Raw genomic sequence first — 17,830 nt, 5'->3', positions numbered from 1 at the left:
AAGGAACAACGTACGCATGGGTTTCGAACCGCCGCAGCGACTGACGAGGACGCTCGGTGAGACGTACGGGGACGCCACCGCGGCCGCGTGGCTCGAGACGCTGCCCGCGCTGGCCGACCAGGCGCTCGACCGTGCGTCCCTGGTCGCCGAACGCGTGATGGCGCCCGGCGGGCGGAGCAGCCTGGTCGTCCTCGTCCGGCGGTCCGACGGCTCCCCCGCGGCGCTCAAGATCGCACCTCCGTTCACCCGGCCCGACCGGGAGCGGGAGGCGCTGGCGCACTGGAACGGCTGGGGTGCCGTGCAGCTCCTCGACGACGCCGGGGAGGGCGCGCTCGTCCTCGAACGGCTGCATCCCGAGGTCTCGCTGCGCTCCCTGCCGGAGGCGAAGGCGCTCCTGGAGGCGGCGGGAACCGTACGCAAGCTGTGGGTGGAGCCTTCGGCGGAGCACGGTTTCGAGACGGTGACCGAGCGGACGGCCCGGCAGGCGGAGGCGATGGGTCCGTACGTCGCCGATGCCGCGGCCGGCGAGCTGACGGCGGCGGCGCTCGCGGCGCGCGAGGAGCTGGTGACGGCCGGCGACTCCGAGTGCCTGCTGCTGCACGGGAACTTCCGGCAGGGCAAGGTGCTCGCCGGGGACCGGGCGCCCTGGCTGGCCGTCGGCCCCGAGCCGCTGGTGGGCGAGCGGGCGTACGACCTGGCCCGGCTCGTACGGGACCGGGTCGAGGATCTGGTGGCCGCGTCCTCGGGCGCCTCGGTGGCCCGGCGGCGGGTCAACAAGCTGGCGGACTCGCTGGACCTGGACCGGGAGCGGCTGCGGGGCTGGACCCTGTTCCGCGCGGTCGAATCGGGGACGCGGGCGCTGACGGCGGGGCGGCGGCAGGACGCCGAGCTGCTCCTGGAGTTCGCGAGCTGGCTGTAGGGGAATACCCTTTTTGTACTGTTCGGCTCGATGCCTGGGGGCCGTGATGATCGAAGAGCTGCTGATGGCGGCGGCCGGTGTGGGTGCGGCGGTCGCGGTGTACGCGGGCGTCGCGGCACGGGTCGTGAAGCAGTACGAGAGAGGCGTGGTCTTCCGCTTCGGCCGGCTGCGGGACGATGTGCGCGCGCCCGGATTCACGATGATCGTTCCGGGCGTGGACCGTCTGCACAAGGTGAACATGCAGATCGTCACGATGCCCGTGCCCGCGCAGGAGGGCATCACCCGGGACAACGTGACCGTCCGGGTCGACGCGGTGGTGTACTTCAAGGTCGTCGACGCGGCGGAGGCGCTCGTCCGGGTCGAGGACTACAAGTTCGCGGTCTCGCAGATGGCGCAGACCTCGCTGCGGTCGATCATCGGCAAGAGCGACCTCGACGACCTGCTGTCGAACCGGGAGAAGCTCAACCAGGGGCTGGAGCTGATGCTGGACTCCCCCGCGATCGGCTGGGGCGTGCAGATCGACCGGGTCGAGATCAAGGACGTGTCCCTGCCGGAGACCATGAAGCGTTCGATGGCGCGGCAGGCGGAGGCGGACCGGGAGCGGCGGGCGCGGGTGATCAACGCGGACGCGGAGCTCCAGGCGTCGAGGAAGCTGGCGGAGGCGGCGGAGGTCATGTCCGACCAGCCGGCCGCGCTTCAGCTGCGGCTGCTGCAGACGGTGGTGGCGGTGGCGGCGGAGAAGAACTCGACGCTCGTGCTGCCGTTCCCGGTGGAGCTGCTCAGGTTCCTGGAGCGGGCGACGCCGGGCTCTGCCGACGGTCATGCCGAGACGATGACGCATCCGTGGACGCATTCGATGCAGGGGCCGGGGCCGGGTGCGGTGCCGCCGCGGCCGGACGCGTATCTGGCGGGGCGGGCGGATGCGGCGGATGCGATCGAGGACCTGACGGGGACGTCGGTGGAACCGTCGACGCACCGCGAGGACGAGGCCTGACCCCGGGCCCACAGCGGGGCGGCGGGGCCCGGCGCCCGGCAGCGCGGGGTGCGGGGGCCACGGCCCCCGCACCCGCTCGGCTCACGCGGTCAGGCGGGTGATCGCTTCCGCGACCGGGAGCTCCTCGCGCTCGCCCGTGCGGCGGTCCTTCAGTTCCACGACGCCCTCGCCCGCGCGGCGGCCCGCCACCAGGATCTTCGGGACGCCCATCAGCTCCGCGTCGGTGAACTTGACGCCCGGGGAGACGCCCGCGCGGTCGTCGACCAGGACGCGGAGGCCGGCGGCGGCCAGCTTGTCGGAGACCTCGAGGGCCAGTTCCGTCTGGAGCGCCTTGCCCGCCGCCACCACGTGGACATCCGCCGGGGCGACCTCGGCCGGCCAGCACAGGCCCTTCTCGTCGGCGGTCTGCTCGGCGAGCGCCGCGACCGCGCGGGAGACACCGATGCCGTACGAGCCCATGGTCACGCGGACCGGCTTGCCCTGCCGGCCGAGGACGTCGAGCTTGAGGGCGTCGGCGTACTTGCGGCCCAGCTGGAAGATGTGGCCGATCTCGATGGCACGGTCCAGCTTCAGGCCGGTGCCGCACTTCGGGCACGGGTCGCCGTCCTGGACGACGACGACGTCGACGTACTCGGAGACCTCGAAGTCACGGCCCGCGACCACGTTCTTCGCGTGCATGCCGTCCTTGTTGGCGCCCGTGATCCACGCCGTGCCCGGCGCCACGCGCGGGTCGGCGATGTAGGTGACCTTCTCCAGGCCCTGCGGGCCGACGTAGCCCCGGACGAGGTCCGCGCGCGAGGCGAAGTCCGTCTCGGTGACCATCTCGACGGTGGCCGGCGCGAAGTGCGCCTCGACCTTGCCCAGGTCGACCTCGCGGTCGCCGGGGACGCCGACGGCGACGATCTCGCCGTCGACCTTCACCAGGAGGTTCTTCAGGGTGGCGGAGGCCGGGACGCCGAGGGAGGCGGCGAGGGTCTCGATGGTCGGGGTGTCCGGGGTGGGGATCTCCTCGGCCGCCGCGACGCCGGAGCCGTCGACCGTCTTCAGCTCGTACGAGACCGCCTCGGTGTTCGCGGCGAAGTCGCAGTTCGGGCAGTCGGCGAAGGTGTCCTCGCCGGCCTCGGCCGGGGCGAGGAACTCCTCGGACTTCGAGCCGCCCATCGCGCCCGCCGTGGCGGCGCAGATGCGGTAGTCGAGGCCGAGGCGCTCGAAGACGCGCTGGTAGGCCTGGCGGTGCAGGGCGTAGGAGTGGGCGAGGCCCTCGTCCTCCGTGTCGAAGGAGTACGAGTCCTTCATCAGGAACTCACGGCCGCGCAGGATGCCGGCCCGGGGGCGGGCCTCGTCACGGAACTTGTTCTGGATCTGGTAGAGGATGACGGGCAGGTCCTTGTAGGACGAGCACTGGTCCTTGACCAGGAGGGTGAAGATCTCCTCGTGGGTCGGGCCGAGGAGGTAGTCGCCACCCTTGCGGTCCTGGAGACGGAAGAGCTCGGCGCCGTACTCCTCCCAGCGGCCCGTCGCCTCGTACGGCTCGCGCGGCAGCAGCGCGGGCAGGGAGACCTCCTGCGCGCCGATGGCGTCCATCTCCTCGCGGACGATGCGCTCGACGTTGGAGAGGACCTTCTTGCCGAGGGGCAGCCAGCTCCAGATGCCGGCGGCGGTACGGCGCACGTAACCCGCGCGGACGAGCAGTTTGTGGCTGAGGACCTCGGCGTCGGCCGGGTCGTCGCGCAGCGTCTTCGCCATCAACTGGGACATGCGCTGGACCGGTGCGTTGGCCATGGTTCTCGTACTCCTGCCGGGACAAAGGGTGATGGCTAGGAGGTTAGCCGGGCGGCCCCTGGCAGGTGAAATCAGTTCCGGCGCCTGAGCGGCAGGGGCGCGCCCATCACCGCGTACGGGCGGGCGGCGCTCGGGAAGTGGACCTGGCGGGCGAGGTCGGTGTAGCCGAGGGAGCGGTAGAGGCCGCGGGCGGGGCTTTCGGTGTCGATGGCGGAGAGGATGGAGCGCGGCTCGACGGCCTCGTCGGTGATGGTGGTGATCAGGTCGCGGCCCACGCCCCGCCCCTGGTGGGCCGGGTGGACGTGGAGTTCGGTGATGACGAAGGAGTCGTCGAGCCAGTCGGCGGAGCCGGTGGCGCGGAGGTACGTCTCGACGACGGTGGACCACCAGTGGGTGCGGTCGTTGGGCATCCCGTACACGAATCCGACCAGCGCCCCGTCGGGGGTGGTGGCGCCGTAGGCGAGGGCGCCAGGGCTGAGCAGGTGGCGCAGCACGATGTGGCGGCGTACGGCGATCTCGTCGTCGTCGAGGCCGAAGGCGAGCGCCTGCACGGCGAGGGCCTCGTCCACCCGGGCGGCGAGATTGACTGGCCCGATCACGACCTCTGCGTCATCCATGCGGCGCACCCTACAAGCGGCCGCCCTTCCCGGGACAGCACGATCGGAACGCCACGTTCAGAAGAGCACGCTCATGAAGGCGCCGGTCTCCTGGAAGCCGACCCTGCGGTACGCGGCCCTCGCGGGGGCGTTGTAGTCGTTCACGTACAGGCTGACGACGGGTGCGACATCGGCCAGGGCCTGCTGGAGGACGGCGGCCATGCCCGTCTCCGAGAGGCCCTTGCCGCGGTGCTCGGGGGCGACCCAGACGCCCTGGACCTGGCAGGCCAGGCGGGTGGCGGCGCCGATCTCGGCCTTGAAGACGACCTTGCCGTCCTCGATCCGGGCGAAGGAGCGGCCCATGCCGACGAGTTCGGCGACCCGGGCCTGGTAGAGCAGGCCGCCGTCGTTGGCGAGCGGGGAGATGCCGACCTCCTCGGTGAACATGGCCACGCAGGCGGGCATGATCACGTCCATCTCGTCCTTGCGGACGCGGCGCACCAGCGGGTCGGGCGTGACCGTGGTGGAGGGTTCCTCGGCGACCATCAGCGGCTGGCGGGCGCGGACGTCCCGCGCGGGGCCCCAGCTGGGTTCCAGGAGCCGCCACAGTTCGGAGGTGGCCTCGGCGGGGCCGACGATCGAGGAGCAGCGGCGGCCGGTCCGGCGGGCCCGGTCGGCGAAGGCGCGGACGGCCTCGGGGGTGGCGCACAGGGGCACGAGGTTGGCGCCGGAGTAGCAGAGGGAACGCAGCCGGCCCTCGCTGTACCAGCCCCACATCTCGCCGCCGAGACGCCAGGGGTCGAGCCCGGCGACCTGGACGCGGGCGGCGACGAAGGCGTTCTCGACGGGGGCGCTCTCCAGGACGGCGAGTGCGGCGCCGAGGTCGGCGGGTTCGAGGACCCGGGTGGCGGGTTGTGTCAACACGAGGGGGCCTCACCGTGCGGTTCTGCTGGTCTTGGCACTTTACCCTTCTCGCCTGTGGCCCGGCCCTTCATGCGTGCGAAGCCCCTCCGCCCGGTGGGGTGGAGGGGCTTCGGGGTGGTCCGTGCGCTCAGCCGGCGATGGCGACCGAGGGTTCGCCGCTGGCCACGCCGTCCTTCTCCATCTGCTCGGCGATCTTCAGGGCCTCTTCGATCAGGGTCTCGACGATCTTGGACTCGGGGACGGTCTTGATGACCTCGCCCTTCACGAAGATCTGGCCCTTGCCGTTGCCGGAGGCGACGCCGAGGTCGGCCTCGCGGGCCTCGCCGGGGCCGTTGACGACGCAGCCCATGACGGCGACGCGCAGCGGGACGGTCATGCCGTCGAGGCCGGCGGTGACCTCCTCGGCGAGCTTGTAGACGTCGACCTGGGCGCGGCCGCAGGACGGGCAGGAGACGATCTCCAGGCGGCGCTGGCGCAGGTTCAGCGACTCCAGGATCTGGATGCCGACCTTGATCTCCTCGACCGGCGGCGCGGAGAGCGAGACGCGGATGGTGTCGCCGATGCCCTGGGAGAGCAGGGCGCCGAAGGCGACGGCCGACTTGATGGTGCCCTGGAAGGCCGGGCCCGCCTCGGTGACGCCGAGGTGCAGCGGGTAGTCGGACTGGGCGGCGAGCTGGCGGTAGGCCTCGACCATGACCACCGGGTCGTTGTGCTTGACCGAGATCTTGATGTCGCGGAAGCCGTGCTCCTCGAAGAGGGAGGCCTCCCAGAGGGCGGACTCGACGAGCGCCTCGGGGGTGGCCTTGCCGTACTTCTTCAGGAGCCGCGCGTCGAGCGAACCGGCGTTGACGCCGATGCGGATCGGGGTGCCGGCGTCGCCGGCCGCCTTGGCGATCTCCTTGACCTTGTCGTCGAACTGCTTGATGTTGCCCGGGTTGACCCGGACGGCCGCGCAGCCGGCGTCGATCGCGGCGAAGACGTACTTCGGCTGGAAGTGGATGTCGGCGATCACGGGGATCGACGACTTCCGGGCGATCGTCGCGAGGGCGTCGGCGTCGTCCTGCGTCGGGCAGGCCACGCGCACGATCTGGCAGCCGGAGGCGGTCAGCTCGGCGATCTGCTGGAGCGTCGCGCCGATGTCGGAGGTGCGGGTCGTGGTCATCGACTGCACGGAGACGGGTGCGTCACCGCCGACGGCGACGCTGCCGACCTGGATCTGGCGGCTCTTGCGCCGCTCGGCCAGCCGGGTCGGAACGGTCGGGATACCGAGAGCAATCGCGGTCATCTTCTGTGCAACCTCAAGGTTGTGCGTCGGCGGGCTCAGGTCTCCGAGGTTACCGCCCTGGGAGTGGGAGGCCGGACACCACAGGGTCCGGCCTCCCCGGGAGCTACGTCAGTTTCACCGGGTTGACGATGTCGGCGGCGAGGACGAGCAGCGTGAAGCAGACGAAGACTCCGGCCACCACGTACGCGGCGGGCATCAGCCTGGCCACGTCGAACGGGCCGGGGTCGGGGCGCTTGAAGATCCGGGCCGCGTGACGGCGTACGGACTCCCAGAGCGCGCCCGCGATGTGACCGCCGTCGAGGGGCAGCAGCGGGAGCATGTTGAACAGGAACAGCGAGACGTTGAACATCACCAGGATGTTCATGAACCACACGAGGATCCGCTCCGGCGGGGCCTCGACGGTCATGAGCTCACCGGTGATCCGGGCGGCGCCGAGGACGCCGACCGGCGAGTCGTCGGCGCGCTCGCCGTCGCCGAAGGTGGCGTCCCAGAGGCCGGGGATCTTCTGGGGGAGGGCGATGACCGAGTGGACGCCCGTCTCCAGGAGGTCGGTCATCCGGTCGCTGGTCTCGCCGAAGCTGAGCGGCGCGACCTCGGACTTGGAGGAGAAGCCGAGGTACCCGGCGGGGCCGTAGGCGACGGGCTGGACGACCTTGCCGTCCTCGTCCTTGAGCGGCACCTCGTTGGAGACGAGGGTGGGGTGCAGGTCGAGGCGCTGCCCCGCGCGCTCGACGGTGACCGTGGCGGGGCCGATGGTGTCGCGGATGCGGTCGGAGAGGGTGTCCCAGTCGCTGACCGGTGTGCCGTTGAAGGCGACGATCCTGTCGCCCTCCTTCAGGCCGGCCTGGAACGCCGGGGAGACGGCGTCGCCCTTCGCGCACGTCTCGCGCTTCTCGCTCTGCTTGATGACGCACTTCTGGACGCCGGCGACCTGGGTCGTCTGGCCCTCGATGCCCAGCGTCATCATCGAGCCGAAGAACAGCGCCGCCGCCAGGACCAGGTTCATGAACGGTCCCGCGAACATCACGATCACGCGCTTCCACGGCTTGCGCGTGTAGAAGAGCCGGGTCTCGTCGCCTGGCTTGAGCTCCTCGTACGAGGCCTCGCGGGCGTCCTCGATCATCGAGCGCCAGGGCGAGGTGGAACGGGCCTCGATGCGGCCGTCGTCGCCGGGCGGGAACATGCCGATCATGCGGATGTAGCCGCCGGCCGGGATGGCCTTGATGCCGTACTCGGTCTCGCCGCGCTTCTTCGACCAGATCGTGGGGCCGAAGCCGACCATGTACTGCGGTACGCGGATGCCGAAGAGCTTGGCCGTGGAGAGGTGGCCGAGTTCGTGCCAGGCGATGGAGACGAGGAGGCCGAGGGCGAACAGCACGATGCCCAGGGCGTACAGGAGCATTTCGGTCATGCGCGGGCCTCCGCTGTTGCCTTCGCTGCGAGCTCTCGGGCCCGGGCGCGCGCCCAGGTCTCCGCTTCGAGGACGTCCGGCACGGTGAGGGAGGTTCCCGTACCGGGAACGCCGTGCTCCGCGACGACCGCTGTGACCGTATCCATGATTCCGTTGAACGGCAGCCGTCCCGCGAGGAACGCCTCGACGCACTCCTCGTTCGCCGCGTTGAAGACGGCGGGGGCGGTGCCGCCCAGCTCGCCGACGTGCCGGGCGAGGCCGACGGACGGGAAGGCCTCGGTGTCGAGCGGGAAGAACTCCCAGGTGGAGGCCTTGGTCCAGTCGAAGGCGGGGGCCGCGTCGGGGACCCGCTCGGGCCAGCCGATGCCGATGGCGATCGGGCCCCGCATGTCGGGCGGGGTGGCCTGGGCGAGCGTCGAGCCGTCCGTGAACTCGACCATCGAGTGGACGTACGACTGGGGGTGGACGACGACCTCGATGCGGTCGAAGGGGATGTCGTAGAGGAGGTGCGCCTCGATGACCTCCAGGCCCTTGTTCACCAGGGTCGCGCTGTTCACCGTGATCACCGGGCCCATGGCCCAGGTGGGGTGGGCGAGCGCGTCCTCGCGGGTGACGTCGGCCAGTTGCTCGCGCGTACGGCCGCGGAAGGGCCCGCCGGAGGCGGTGACGACCAGCTTGCGGACGTCGGCGCGGGTGCCCGCCGCGAGCGCCTGGAAGAGGGCCGCGTGCTCGGAGTCGACCGGGATGATCTGGCCGGGCTTGGCGAGCGCCTTCACCAGGGGGCCGCCGACGATCAGCGACTCCTTGTTGGCGAGGGCGAGGGTGCGGCCGGCTTCGAGGGCCGCGAGGGTCGGCGCGAGGCCGATGGAGCCGGTGATGCCGTTGAGGACGGTGTGGCACGGCGAGGCGGCGAGCTGGGTGGCGGCGTCCGGGCCCGCCAGGAGCTCGGGCAGCGGCTCGGAGCCGTACAGCGCCTTCAGCGCGTCACGCAGCTCGGGCAGCACCTCCTCGCGGGCGACGGCGACCGCGGCGACCTTCAGCCGGTGCGCCTGCTCGGCGAGCAGCGCGACCCGGCCGCCCGAGGCGGCCAGGGCGGTGACCCGGAAGCGGTCGGGGTTGCGCAGCACCAGGTCGATGGCCTGGGTGCCGATGGACCCGGTCGAGCCGAGGACGACGATGTCCCGGCGTCCTTCGGACACGTCGAAGGCGATATGGGGATCGGCGAGAGGAGAGGGGCGGTCGCTCATGCCCCCCATTCTTGCCGCAAACACCGAGCGCTCTTCACGGGGTGTGGACGAACGTGTCGAACACCCGGTGGAAGTCGGGGAACGTCTTCCTCACGCAGCCGGGGTCGTCGAAGGTGATGCCGGAGGTGCGCAGGGCGGTGACCGCGAAGGACATGACGATCCGGTGGTCGCCGTGGGTGGCGATCTCGACCGGCCCGGTGGGGGTGCCTGGCTGGATCTCGATCCAGTCGGGGCCGGTGGTGACGGTGATGCCGAGGCGGCGGAGGTTCTCGGCGCAGGCGTCGAGGCGGTCGCACTCCTTGACGCGGGTGTTGGCGACGTCCTCGATGCGGACGGGGCCTTCGGCGAAGGGCGCGAGGGCGGCGAGGGTCGGCATGGTGTCCGAGATGTCGCGCATGTTGACGGTGAGGCCGTGGAGCCGGCCGGTGGAGCGGACGGTCGTCCCGGTGGCGGTGACCTCGACGTCGGCGCCCATGCGGCGCAGCACGTCGACGAAGGCCAGGTCGCCCTGGAGGGCGCCGGTACCGAGGCCGGGAACGGTGACGGAGCGGCCCGGTTCGAGGGCGGCGGCCGCGAAGAAGTAGCTGGCGGTGGAGGCGTCGGGCTCGATGTCGTACGTACGGGCCCGGTAGCCGGTGGGAGCGACCCGGTAGGTGCGGCCGTCCTGGCGGACCTCGGCGCCGAAGCTCCGCATCATCGCGAGGGTGATCTCGACGTACGGCTCCGAGACCAGGTCGGTGACGGTGATGTCGAGGCCCTCGGCGGTGAGCGGGCCCAGCATGAGCAGCGCCGTCAGGTACTGGGAGGACTGCCCGGCGTCGAGGGTGAGCGCGCCGCCCTTCACGCCGTGGGCGTGGACGTCGAGCGGGTGATGCCCCTCCTTCTCGCCGTGCCGCAGATCGACGCCGAGGGTGCGCAGGGCGGTGGTCAGCGGCCCGAGGGGCCGCCGCCGCATCTGGGCGGAGGCGTCGAAGCGGTACGTGCCGCGGCCGGCGGCGGCGAGGGTGGGCAGGAAGCGGGCGGTGGTGGCGCCGTCACGGCAGTAGACGTCGGCGGTGGCCGCGCCGGGGCCTGCGGGGCGGCCCTCGATGTGCCAGGCGTCGGGCTCGCGGCGGACGGCGTAACCGAGGGCGGCGAGGCCCTCGGCGAAGCCCTCGGTGTCGTCGGAGACGAGCGGCCTGCGGAGGGTGGTGGTGCCCTCGGCGGCGGCGGCGAGGAAGAGCGCGCGGGCGGTGACGGACTTGGAGCCGGGGATGTCGATGACGGTCACGGGGTCATGGTGCCGTGAGCTGGGGGGTGGCTGGGGCGTGGTCCGCCACGTGGACGGAGCGAGCTGCGGGGTGGCTGGGGCGTGGTCCGCCACGTGGACGGGCGGACGCGGGGTGGGCCGACGCGGTCCCGCACCTCGGGACGCCCCCGCGTGCGTAGTCGTCCCGCGCCCGCCCCCGTGTGGGCGACCGCCCGTACCCCCGCCCACCGCCGTGTGGGCAATCGTCCCGCAGGGCGGGACGGGTGGGCACACGGGACGGGCGCCCTATGCGGCGCCCCCGCCCCCTGTGCCTGGACCCGCATCACCAAGCGCGGCGCACACGGGGTGCGGGTCCAGGCGCGGAAGCCTAGGCCCGGCAAGGGGCGCCGTCCGTTGTGCCCACCCGTTCCGCCCTGGGGGTCCCCCCGGACGGAGTCTGGGGGAGGAACGGTTGCCCACAACGAGGGTGGCGGGGCGGGAGCGCGCCGATCGTTGCGCCCGCGGCGGGGTGCGGGCGGGCGGGTACCGCCCCGGTGGAACGAATGCCCACAACCTGGTGGCGGCGTCCGCGGTCGGGTGGGTGGGTTGGTGCCGCCCGCCCGGGACGAACGCTCGCGGGGGATCAGTGGATCTTTCGGTGGACGTTCTGTTGGGTTGAGGGGCCCGGGGTCGCGTCCGCGATCCAGGGGCCCTCGCCGCTCGGGTCGACGATCCCCGCCTCCAGCCACGTGTAGCGCCCGGCGAGGACCCCGTCGACGACCCGGCGGTCGAGGTCGTCCGTGTTGGACCAGAGCCGCCCGAACAGCTCCTCGATCCGCAGCCTCGCCTGGTGGCAGAACGCGTCCGCGAGCTGATACGCCTCCCGCCCGTGGTCACCGGTGGTGCGGAGCAGCTCGGCCCGTACACACGCCGCGCTCATCGCGAAGAGTTCCGCGCCGATGTCGACGATCCGCCCGAGGAAGGCCTGCTTGAGCTCCATCCGGCCCTGCCAGCGGGACATCGCGTAGAACGTGGACCGGGCGAGCTTGCGGGAGGTCCGCTCGACGTACCGGAGGTGACCCGCGAGCTCGCCGAACTCCCCGTACGCCCCCGGCCGCTGTCCCGGACCGGTGACGAGACCGGGCAGCCAGCGGGCGTAGAAGCCGCCGGCCTTCGCCCCGGCCTTCGCCTTGTCGGCGAGCGACTTCCCCGGGTCGATGAGGTCCCCGGCGACGGAGAGATGCGCGTCGACGGCCTCGCGCGCGATCAGCAGGTGCATGATCTCGGTCGAGCCCTCGAAGATCCGGTTGATCCGCAGGTCGCGCAGGAGCTGCTCGGCGGGGACCGCGCGTTCACCCCGGGCGGCGAGCGAGTCGGCGGTCTCGTAGCCGCGGCCGCCGCGGATCTGGACGAGTTCGTCGGCGATGAGCCAGGCCATCTCGGAGCCGTACAGCTTGGCGAGGGCGGCCTCGATACGGATGTCGTTGCGGTCCTCGTCGGCCATCTGCGAGGCGAGGTCGACGACGGCCTCCAGGGCGAAGGTGGTGGCCGCGATGAAGGAGATCTTGGTGCCGACGGCCTCGTGCCGGGCGACCGGACCGCCCCACTGCTCGCGGACACCCGCCCATTCACGGGCGATCTTCAGGCACCACTTCCCGGCGCCCGCGCAGGCCGCGGGCAGCGAGAGGCGGCCGGTGTTGAGGGTGGTGAGGGCGATCTTGAGGCCGGCGCCCTCGGGGCCGATGCGGTTCCCGGCGGGCACGCGCACGCGATGGAAGCGGGTGACGCCGTTCTCCAGGCCGCGCAGGCCCATGAAGGCGTTGCGGTGCTCGACGGAGATGCCCGGTGAGTCGGCCTCGACGACGAAGGCGGTGATACCGCCGGTCCGGCTCGCGGACGCCGGGACACGGGCCATCACGACGAGCAGGTCGGCGACGACCCCGTTGGTGGTCCACAGCTTCACGCCGTCGAGCACGTAGTCGTCGCCGTCACGGACGGCGGTGGTGGCGAGCCGCGCCGGGTCGGAGCCGACGTCGGGCTCGGTGAGGAGGAAGGCGGAGAGGTCGGTACGGGCCAGCCGGGGCAGGAAGGCGTCCTTCTGCTCCTGGGTCCCGAAAAGCTTCAGCGGCTGCGGTACGCCGATCGACTGATGCGCGGAGAGCAGCGCGCCGACGGCGGGGCTGGCGGAGCCGACGAGGGCGAGGGCGCGGTTGTAGTACAGCTGGGTGAGGCCGAGGCCGCCGTACTTCCGGTCGATCTTCATCCCGAGCGCCCCGAGCTCCTTGAGCCCGGTGATCGTCTCGTCGGGGATGCGGGCCTCTCGTTCGATGCGGGCGCCGTCGATCCGGGTCTCGCAGAAGACGCGGAGGTTGGCGAGGAAGGCCTCGCCGCGCCGGGCGTCCTCCTCGGCGGGGAGCGGATGGGGATGGACGAGGTCCAGGCGGAACCTGCCGAGGAAGAGCTCCTTGGCGAAGCTCGGCTTGTGCCATTCCCGCTCACGTGCGGCCTCGGCGGTCTGCCGGGCTTCGTGTGCGGTGACCTTGGGCCGCTGGGTGGGCGCGGACATGGACACCTCCTGGGGGTCTTTGTCCGTCGTACCCGATTTTCGGCGGTCCGGAAAGACGAGAAGACGGCCTGAGCCCCCGCACAGTGGGCTCAGGCCGCCTGGTCTCGTGGACCCGTGGGCGTACGGGGTGCGAGTGCACCCGGCAGGCGTACGGGTTACAGGGCGAGGCCCGTCAGGACGAGGACGCGCTCGTAGGTGTAGTCGTCCATCGCGAACTTGACGCCCTCGCGGCCGACGCCGGAGCGCTTGGCGCCGCCGTACGGCATCTGGTCGGCGCGGTAGGACGGGACGTCGCCGACGATCACGCCGCCGACCTCGAGGGCGCGGTGGGCACGGAAGGCGGTCTGCAGGTCGTGCGTGAAGACGCCCGCCTGGAGGCCGAAGTCGGAGTCGTTGACCGCGGCGAAGGCCTCGGCCTCTCCGTCGACCTTGGTGATCGTCAGGACCGGGCCGAAGACCTCGGCGCGGGCCAGGGTGACGCCGGCCGGGAGGTCGGTGAGGACGGTCGGGGCGTAGGTGGCGCCCTCGCGCTTGCCGCCGGCGAGGAGCTTGGCGCCGGCCGCGACGGCCTCGTCGACCCAGGACTCGACGCGCTGGGCGGCGGCCTCGTCGACCAGCGGGCCGACGTCGGTGGCGGCGTCGGACGGGTCACCGGTGACCTGGGCCTCGACGGCGGCGACGATCTTCGGCACCAGGCGGTCGTAGACCGAGGCGTCGGCGATCACGCGCTGCACGGAGATGCAGGACTGGCCGCCCTGGTAGTTGGAGAAGGTGGCGATACGGGACGCCGCCCAGTCCAGGTCGGCCTCGGAGGACCAGTCGGGCAGGACGACGGCCGCGGCGTTGCCGCCGAGCTCCAGGGTGCAGTGCTTGTGCGGCACCGACTCCTGGATGGCGTAACCGACCTTGTCCGAGCCCGTGAAGGAGATGACCGGGAGGCGCTCGTCCTTGACCAGGGCGGGCATGCGGTCGTTCGGCACGGTGAGGATCGACCAGGAGCCGGCCGGCAGGTCGGTCTCGGCCAGGATCTCGCCCAGGATCAGGGAGGAGATCGGGGTCGAGGGGGCCGGCTTGAGGATGATCGGGGCGCCGACGGCGATGGCCGGGGCGACCTTGTGGGCGCTGAGGTTCAGCGGGAAGTTGAACGGCGCGATGCCGAGGACGACGCCCGTGGGGATACGGCGGGTCAGGGCGAGGCGGCCCGCGCCGCCGGCCTCGGTGTCCAGGCGCTGGGCCTCGCCGGCGTTCCAGCGGCGGGCCTCCTCGGCGGCGAAACGGAAGACGGAGACGGCACGGCCGACCTCGCCACGGGCCCACTTGATGGGCTTGCCGTTCTCGGCGGAGATCAGGAGGGCGATCTCCTCGGTGCGCTCGGCGAGCCGCTTCGACACGTGGTCGAGGGCGGCGGCGCGGACGTGCGCCGGGGTCGCGGCGAACTCGTCGACGACGGCGTGCGCGGCGGCGACGGCCTCCTCGACCTGGGCCTCGGTGGGCACGCTGACCTTGCCGACCAGACGTCCGTCGTACGAGTTCGTGACGTCGAAGGTGGCGTCGCCGGTGGCCTCGCGGCCGGCGAGCCAGAAGGCGTGGGTGGTCGTCATTGCGTACCGGCCCTTTCCGTTTCGGGGGTGGTGCGAGGGGGTGCTCTCGCGCTCTCGTGCCACGTTAGGGCGAAGCGGGCGGACGGTCGCTTGTCCGGTGTGGAGTGGTGGACGGGGACTCCTGTCCGCTTTGGCTGAAGCGGACATACGGGGGTACGAGCGGCCGGGCGTACGGCCGGCCGCGCGGGTGTACGAGCGGCCGGGCAGGGGCACGCGTGCGCGTGCTCAGCCGCGCCGCTCGGTCGACACGATCAACCAGACACCCCCGACGACGATCGCGCCGCCGAGGAGGATGGGCCACGACAAGGCCTCGTTCAGGATCAGGGCGCCGAGGGCAACGGCGACGACGGGGTTGACGTACGCGTAGGTGGCGACGAGCGAGAGCGGCGCCGCCTGGAGGAGCCACGCGTACGCGGTGAAGGCGATCAGGGAGCCGAAGACGATCAGGTACGCGAGGGCGACCCAGGAGCGGGTGGAGATGTCGCCGAGGTCGAGGCCGTGCTGCTCGCCCCGGACCAGGCCGACGGCGAGGCCGCCGAGACCGCCCGCGACCATCTCGTACGCGCTGGCCGTGAAGGGGTTGGCGGGCATCGGGAGGCGGGCGGAGGAGAACGAGCCGAGGGACCAGAGGAAGGTGGCCACGATGACCAGGACCACGCCGCCGACCCTGACGTCACCGCTGAGGCCCGGCAGGGTGAGCACGGCGAGCCCCGCGAGCCCCAGGAGCACTCCGGCGAGCCCGCCCACGCTCGGCCGTTGACCCGCGGCCGCCTTGAGGACCACGACCCAGGCCGGGACCACGGAGATGAGCAGCGCGGCCAGACCGGACGGGATGGAGGTCTCGGCGAGGACGACGAGGCCGTTGCCGCCGAGGATCAGGAGCAGTCCGACGAGCACCGCCGAGCCGAGCTGCCGGCGGGTGACCTTGAGGGCGGCGGGGCCCTGCCGCCAGGCGATGATCCCGACGAGGAGCAGGCCGGCGGTGACGAAGCGGGTGCCGGCGGAGAGGAAGGGCGGCATCGTCTCGACGGCGATCCGGATGCCGAGGTAGGTGGAGCCCCACACGACGTACACGATGCCGAGCGCGAACCATACGGCGCCGGTGATCCGGCGGCGGGCGGGAGCCACGGGGGCGGCGGCGGTACGGGACGCGGACGCGGCCGGGCGTGCTTCGGGGGCCGGATCGACGGCGGGGCTTGTCATGAGCAGGAGCGTAAGGAGTGCGGACCTAGATGACCAAGAGAATTGCCCGCATTCGGGCAGGCGGAGGCGGGTACGCACGCGCGATGAGGCCGCTTTCCGGGAATGACACGATGGGCCGAGCACCCGTACAAGAAGACCTCAGGTCTGCACCACTAGGGGAAAACACATGATCCTGCTCGCCTTGATCGGCATCCTGGTACTCGTCGTCGGGGGATGCGTCTGTGTGGTGTGGGCCGCGCGGGGCGGCCCCCGTTGGGTCCGCGGCGTGGCAGCCGTGACCCTGGCGGCCGGCCAGGTCGTCCGGAGCAGCCGACGGCGGGGCGTGGGGTCCGGGAACGGGAACGACGGGTCGCTGGACGGCTGACGGGCGGGCGCCACTCTCAGCGCCCTAGCTCACGCCGTACACCACGCCACTACTCCACACCCTCTCCCGTCGCCTTCAGAGCCAGCCACAGCTCCATCCGTACGTCCGGGTCGTCCAGGGAGCGGCCGAGGATCTCCTCCACGCGCCGCATCCGGTAGCGGAGGGTGTGCCGGTGGACGCCCAGGTCCGCCGCCGCCGCGTCCCACTGGCCATGGCGGGAGAGCCAGGCCCGCAGGGAGGCGACCAGGTCGCCGCGGCCCTTCGCGTCGTGGTCCCGGAGCGCCCGGAGCATCCCGTCGGCGAAGGCGCGGACGGCGTCGTCCGCGAGGAGCGGCAGGACCGATCCCGCCGCGAGGTCCTCGTGCTCGACGAGCGCCTTCCCCCGGCGTCTGGCCACCGAGAGCGCCTGCTCCGCCTGCTTGTACGCGGCCGCGGCCACGATCGGTCCCGCGGGGGCCGAGAGTCCGATGGTCACACCGGCCTCGTCGGCGTCCCGCTCCGCGTACGTCTCGCAGGCGGCGACGACCGCGCCCCCGTCGGCGGCGAGGACGACGAGCCGCTGTTCGCTCTCGGGGACGGCGAGCACGGCCTCACCGGCGCGGGCCGCGGCCGCCTCCAGGGACTCGGCGAGCACCGGCAGCGGCGGTTCGCCGGCCGGGTCGCCGCCGGCGGGTTCGGCGACGACGATCCGGAAGGGCGCGTCGAGCAGTCCGCCGTACACGTCCCCGGCCACCGCGCGCGCGTGGTCCGGCTGGCCGGCGAGCATCATCCGCAGGACCGCGGCGCCGAGCCGCTGTTCGGCGGCCTGGAGCGAGCGGGAACGTTCCGTCGTGAGGGTGAGCAGGGCGATCGCGGAGTGCACCGCGTACCGCTCGGCCGTCCCGAGGGGCGCGCCCGTGCCGACCGCGAGGGCGCCCCGCACCCGGCGCCCGGTGCCGAGGGACTGGAGCTCGACGCGGTCGTCCGTACCGCCGACGACGGCGCTGGCGGGGGCCGGGCGGTCGCGCAGCCGTTCCACGTCGGAGGTGAGCCGGGCGGCCCGGCGCGCGGCCCAGTCGGGCGAGACGGCGACGACCGTGCCGGAGGTGTCGTAGAGGGCGGCCCAGCCGTCGACGTGTGCGGCGAGCCGGGCGACGACGGCCTCGGGGCCCTCGGCGAGCGCGGCCCTGGTCAGCTCGCGCTGGGCCTCGAAACCGGCCGTGACGGCCCGGTACTGGTCGGCGGAGATGGCCGCCGACACCGCCTTGCTGATGGCGAGGAAGGGGGTGCGGCGCGGCACTTCCAGGAGCGGCAGGTGTTCTTCGCGGGCCGCGTCGAGCAGGGCCGACGGGATCGCCTCGTAGTTGACGCCGACGGCGAAGCCGAGCCCGACGACCCCCGCGCCGAGCAGCCGCCGCACGTAGCGGCGCATGGCCTCCAGGTCCTCCGCGTCGAGCGTGAGCGCGGTGGTGAGGAGGAGCTCGCCGCCCTCCATGTACGGCACGGGGTCGGCGAGTTCGCTGACGTGCGCCCAGCGGACGGGGGTGTCGAGGCGGTCCTCACCGGCACGCACGACGAGCTTCAGGGAGGAGTGCTGGACGAGCGAGGCGAGGGTGGGCGGCATTGGGGACCGTCGGACCTTTGAGCGAGGGGGCGCCGCTCAGCCGAGCGGCGCCCCCGATTGTGCCAGGGCCGGGGGGCGGCCGCTCCGCGGCGCGGGGGCGGTGCCGA

14 protein-coding genes are annotated in these 17,830 nt (G+C 72.4%); 3 read left to right on the top strand and 11 right to left on the bottom strand.

What is annotated here, in order from left to right; genetic code table 11:
- Positions 1-16 precede the first annotated feature (16 nt).
- Both ACIRB7_RS32455 and ACIRB7_RS32450 read left to right on the top strand, forming a co-directional pair.
- On the top strand, positions 17-919 hold the full coding sequence (locus ACIRB7_RS32455) for an aminoglycoside phosphotransferase family protein (protein ID WP_403606048.1): 903 nt from the start codon (positions 17-19) through the stop codon (positions 917-919).
- Between the two features lie 46 nt (positions 920-965).
- The gene (locus tag ACIRB7_RS32450) at positions 966-1,913 is read left to right on the top strand and encodes a slipin family protein (RefSeq protein WP_403606147.1); all 948 of its coding nucleotides are present in this window, start codon (positions 966-968) and stop codon (positions 1,911-1,913) included.
- Between the two features lie 81 nt (positions 1,914-1,994).
- On the opposite strand, the gene ACIRB7_RS32445 is transcribed toward ACIRB7_RS32450, so the two are convergent.
- The 10 genes from ACIRB7_RS32445 to ACIRB7_RS32400 all read right to left on the bottom strand — a co-directional run bounded on the left by ACIRB7_RS32445 (position 1,995) and on the right by ACIRB7_RS32400 (position 15,756).
- Complete coding sequence (locus tag ACIRB7_RS32445; RefSeq protein ID WP_403606045.1) at positions 1,995-3,695, bottom strand: proline--tRNA ligase; 1,701 nt, start codon at positions 3,693-3,695, stop codon at positions 1,995-1,997.
- 71 nt (positions 3,696-3,766) lie between these two features.
- Positions 3,767-4,312 carry a GNAT family N-acetyltransferase gene (locus ACIRB7_RS32440; RefSeq protein ID WP_403606042.1) on the bottom strand — a complete coding sequence of 182 codons (546 nt, stop codon included), beginning with the start codon at positions 4,310-4,312 and terminating at the stop codon, positions 3,767-3,769.
- 57 nt (positions 4,313-4,369) lie between these two features.
- Positions 4,370-5,215, bottom strand: coding sequence for a GNAT family N-acetyltransferase (locus tag ACIRB7_RS32435; protein ID WP_403606039.1), 846 nt, complete (start codon positions 5,213-5,215; stop codon positions 4,370-4,372).
- A gap of 127 nt (positions 5,216-5,342) precedes the next feature.
- Positions 5,343-6,500: a flavodoxin-dependent (E)-4-hydroxy-3-methylbut-2-enyl-diphosphate synthase gene (gene ispG / locus ACIRB7_RS32430; protein ID WP_403606036.1), complete on the bottom strand. Its 1,158-nt coding sequence runs from the start codon at positions 6,498-6,500 to the stop codon at positions 5,343-5,345.
- A 103-nt stretch (positions 6,501-6,603) separates the two neighbouring features.
- On the bottom strand, positions 6,604-7,911 hold the full coding sequence (locus ACIRB7_RS32425) for a M50 family metallopeptidase (protein ID WP_403606033.1): 1,308 nt from the start codon (positions 7,909-7,911) through the stop codon (positions 6,604-6,606).
- Complete coding sequence (dxr, locus tag ACIRB7_RS32420) at positions 7,908-9,158, bottom strand: 1-deoxy-D-xylulose-5-phosphate reductoisomerase (RefSeq protein ID WP_329620911.1); 1,251 nt, start codon at positions 9,156-9,158, stop codon at positions 7,908-7,910. Before dxr ends, ACIRB7_RS32425 begins: the two co-directional genes overlap by 4 nt.
- A gap of 34 nt (positions 9,159-9,192) precedes the next feature.
- Positions 9,193-10,428 carry a 3-phosphoshikimate 1-carboxyvinyltransferase gene (aroA, locus tag ACIRB7_RS32415; protein ID WP_403606029.1) on the bottom strand — a complete coding sequence of 412 codons (1,236 nt, stop codon included), beginning with the start codon at positions 10,426-10,428 and terminating at the stop codon, positions 9,193-9,195.
- Between the two features lie 601 nt (positions 10,429-11,029).
- Positions 11,030-12,952, bottom strand: coding sequence for an acyl-CoA dehydrogenase family protein (locus tag ACIRB7_RS32410; protein WP_403606026.1), 1,923 nt, complete (start codon positions 12,950-12,952; stop codon positions 11,030-11,032).
- 155 nt (positions 12,953-13,107) lie between these two features.
- On the bottom strand, positions 13,108-14,553 hold the full coding sequence (locus ACIRB7_RS32405; protein ID WP_403606023.1) for an aldehyde dehydrogenase family protein: 1,446 nt from the start codon (positions 14,551-14,553) through the stop codon (positions 13,108-13,110).
- 225 nt (positions 14,554-14,778) lie between these two features.
- Positions 14,779-15,756 (bottom strand): EamA family transporter, encoded by a 978-nt coding sequence (locus tag ACIRB7_RS32400; protein ID WP_403606021.1) that lies wholly within the window; start codon positions 15,754-15,756, stop codon positions 14,779-14,781.
- 166 nt (positions 15,757-15,922) lie between these two features.
- Here ACIRB7_RS32400 and ACIRB7_RS32395 point away from each other — a divergent pair, with 166 nt between their 5' ends.
- Complete coding sequence (locus ACIRB7_RS32395; protein ID WP_403606018.1) at positions 15,923-16,120, top strand: hypothetical protein; 198 nt, start codon at positions 15,923-15,925, stop codon at positions 16,118-16,120.
- A gap of 49 nt (positions 16,121-16,169) precedes the next feature.
- On the opposite strand, the gene ACIRB7_RS32390 is transcribed toward ACIRB7_RS32395, so the two are convergent.
- Positions 16,170-17,723 (bottom strand): PucR family transcriptional regulator, encoded by a 1,554-nt coding sequence (locus tag ACIRB7_RS32390; RefSeq protein ID WP_403606015.1) that lies wholly within the window; start codon positions 17,721-17,723, stop codon positions 16,170-16,172.
- Positions 17,724-17,830 lie beyond the last annotated feature (107 nt).

The organism is Streptomyces sp. NPDC093795, assembly GCF_044764665.1.
In the GTDB taxonomy this organism is placed as follows: domain Bacteria; phylum Actinomycetota; class Actinomycetes; order Streptomycetales; family Streptomycetaceae; genus Streptomyces.
This window is presented reverse-complemented; position numbering and strand designations above follow the sequence as displayed.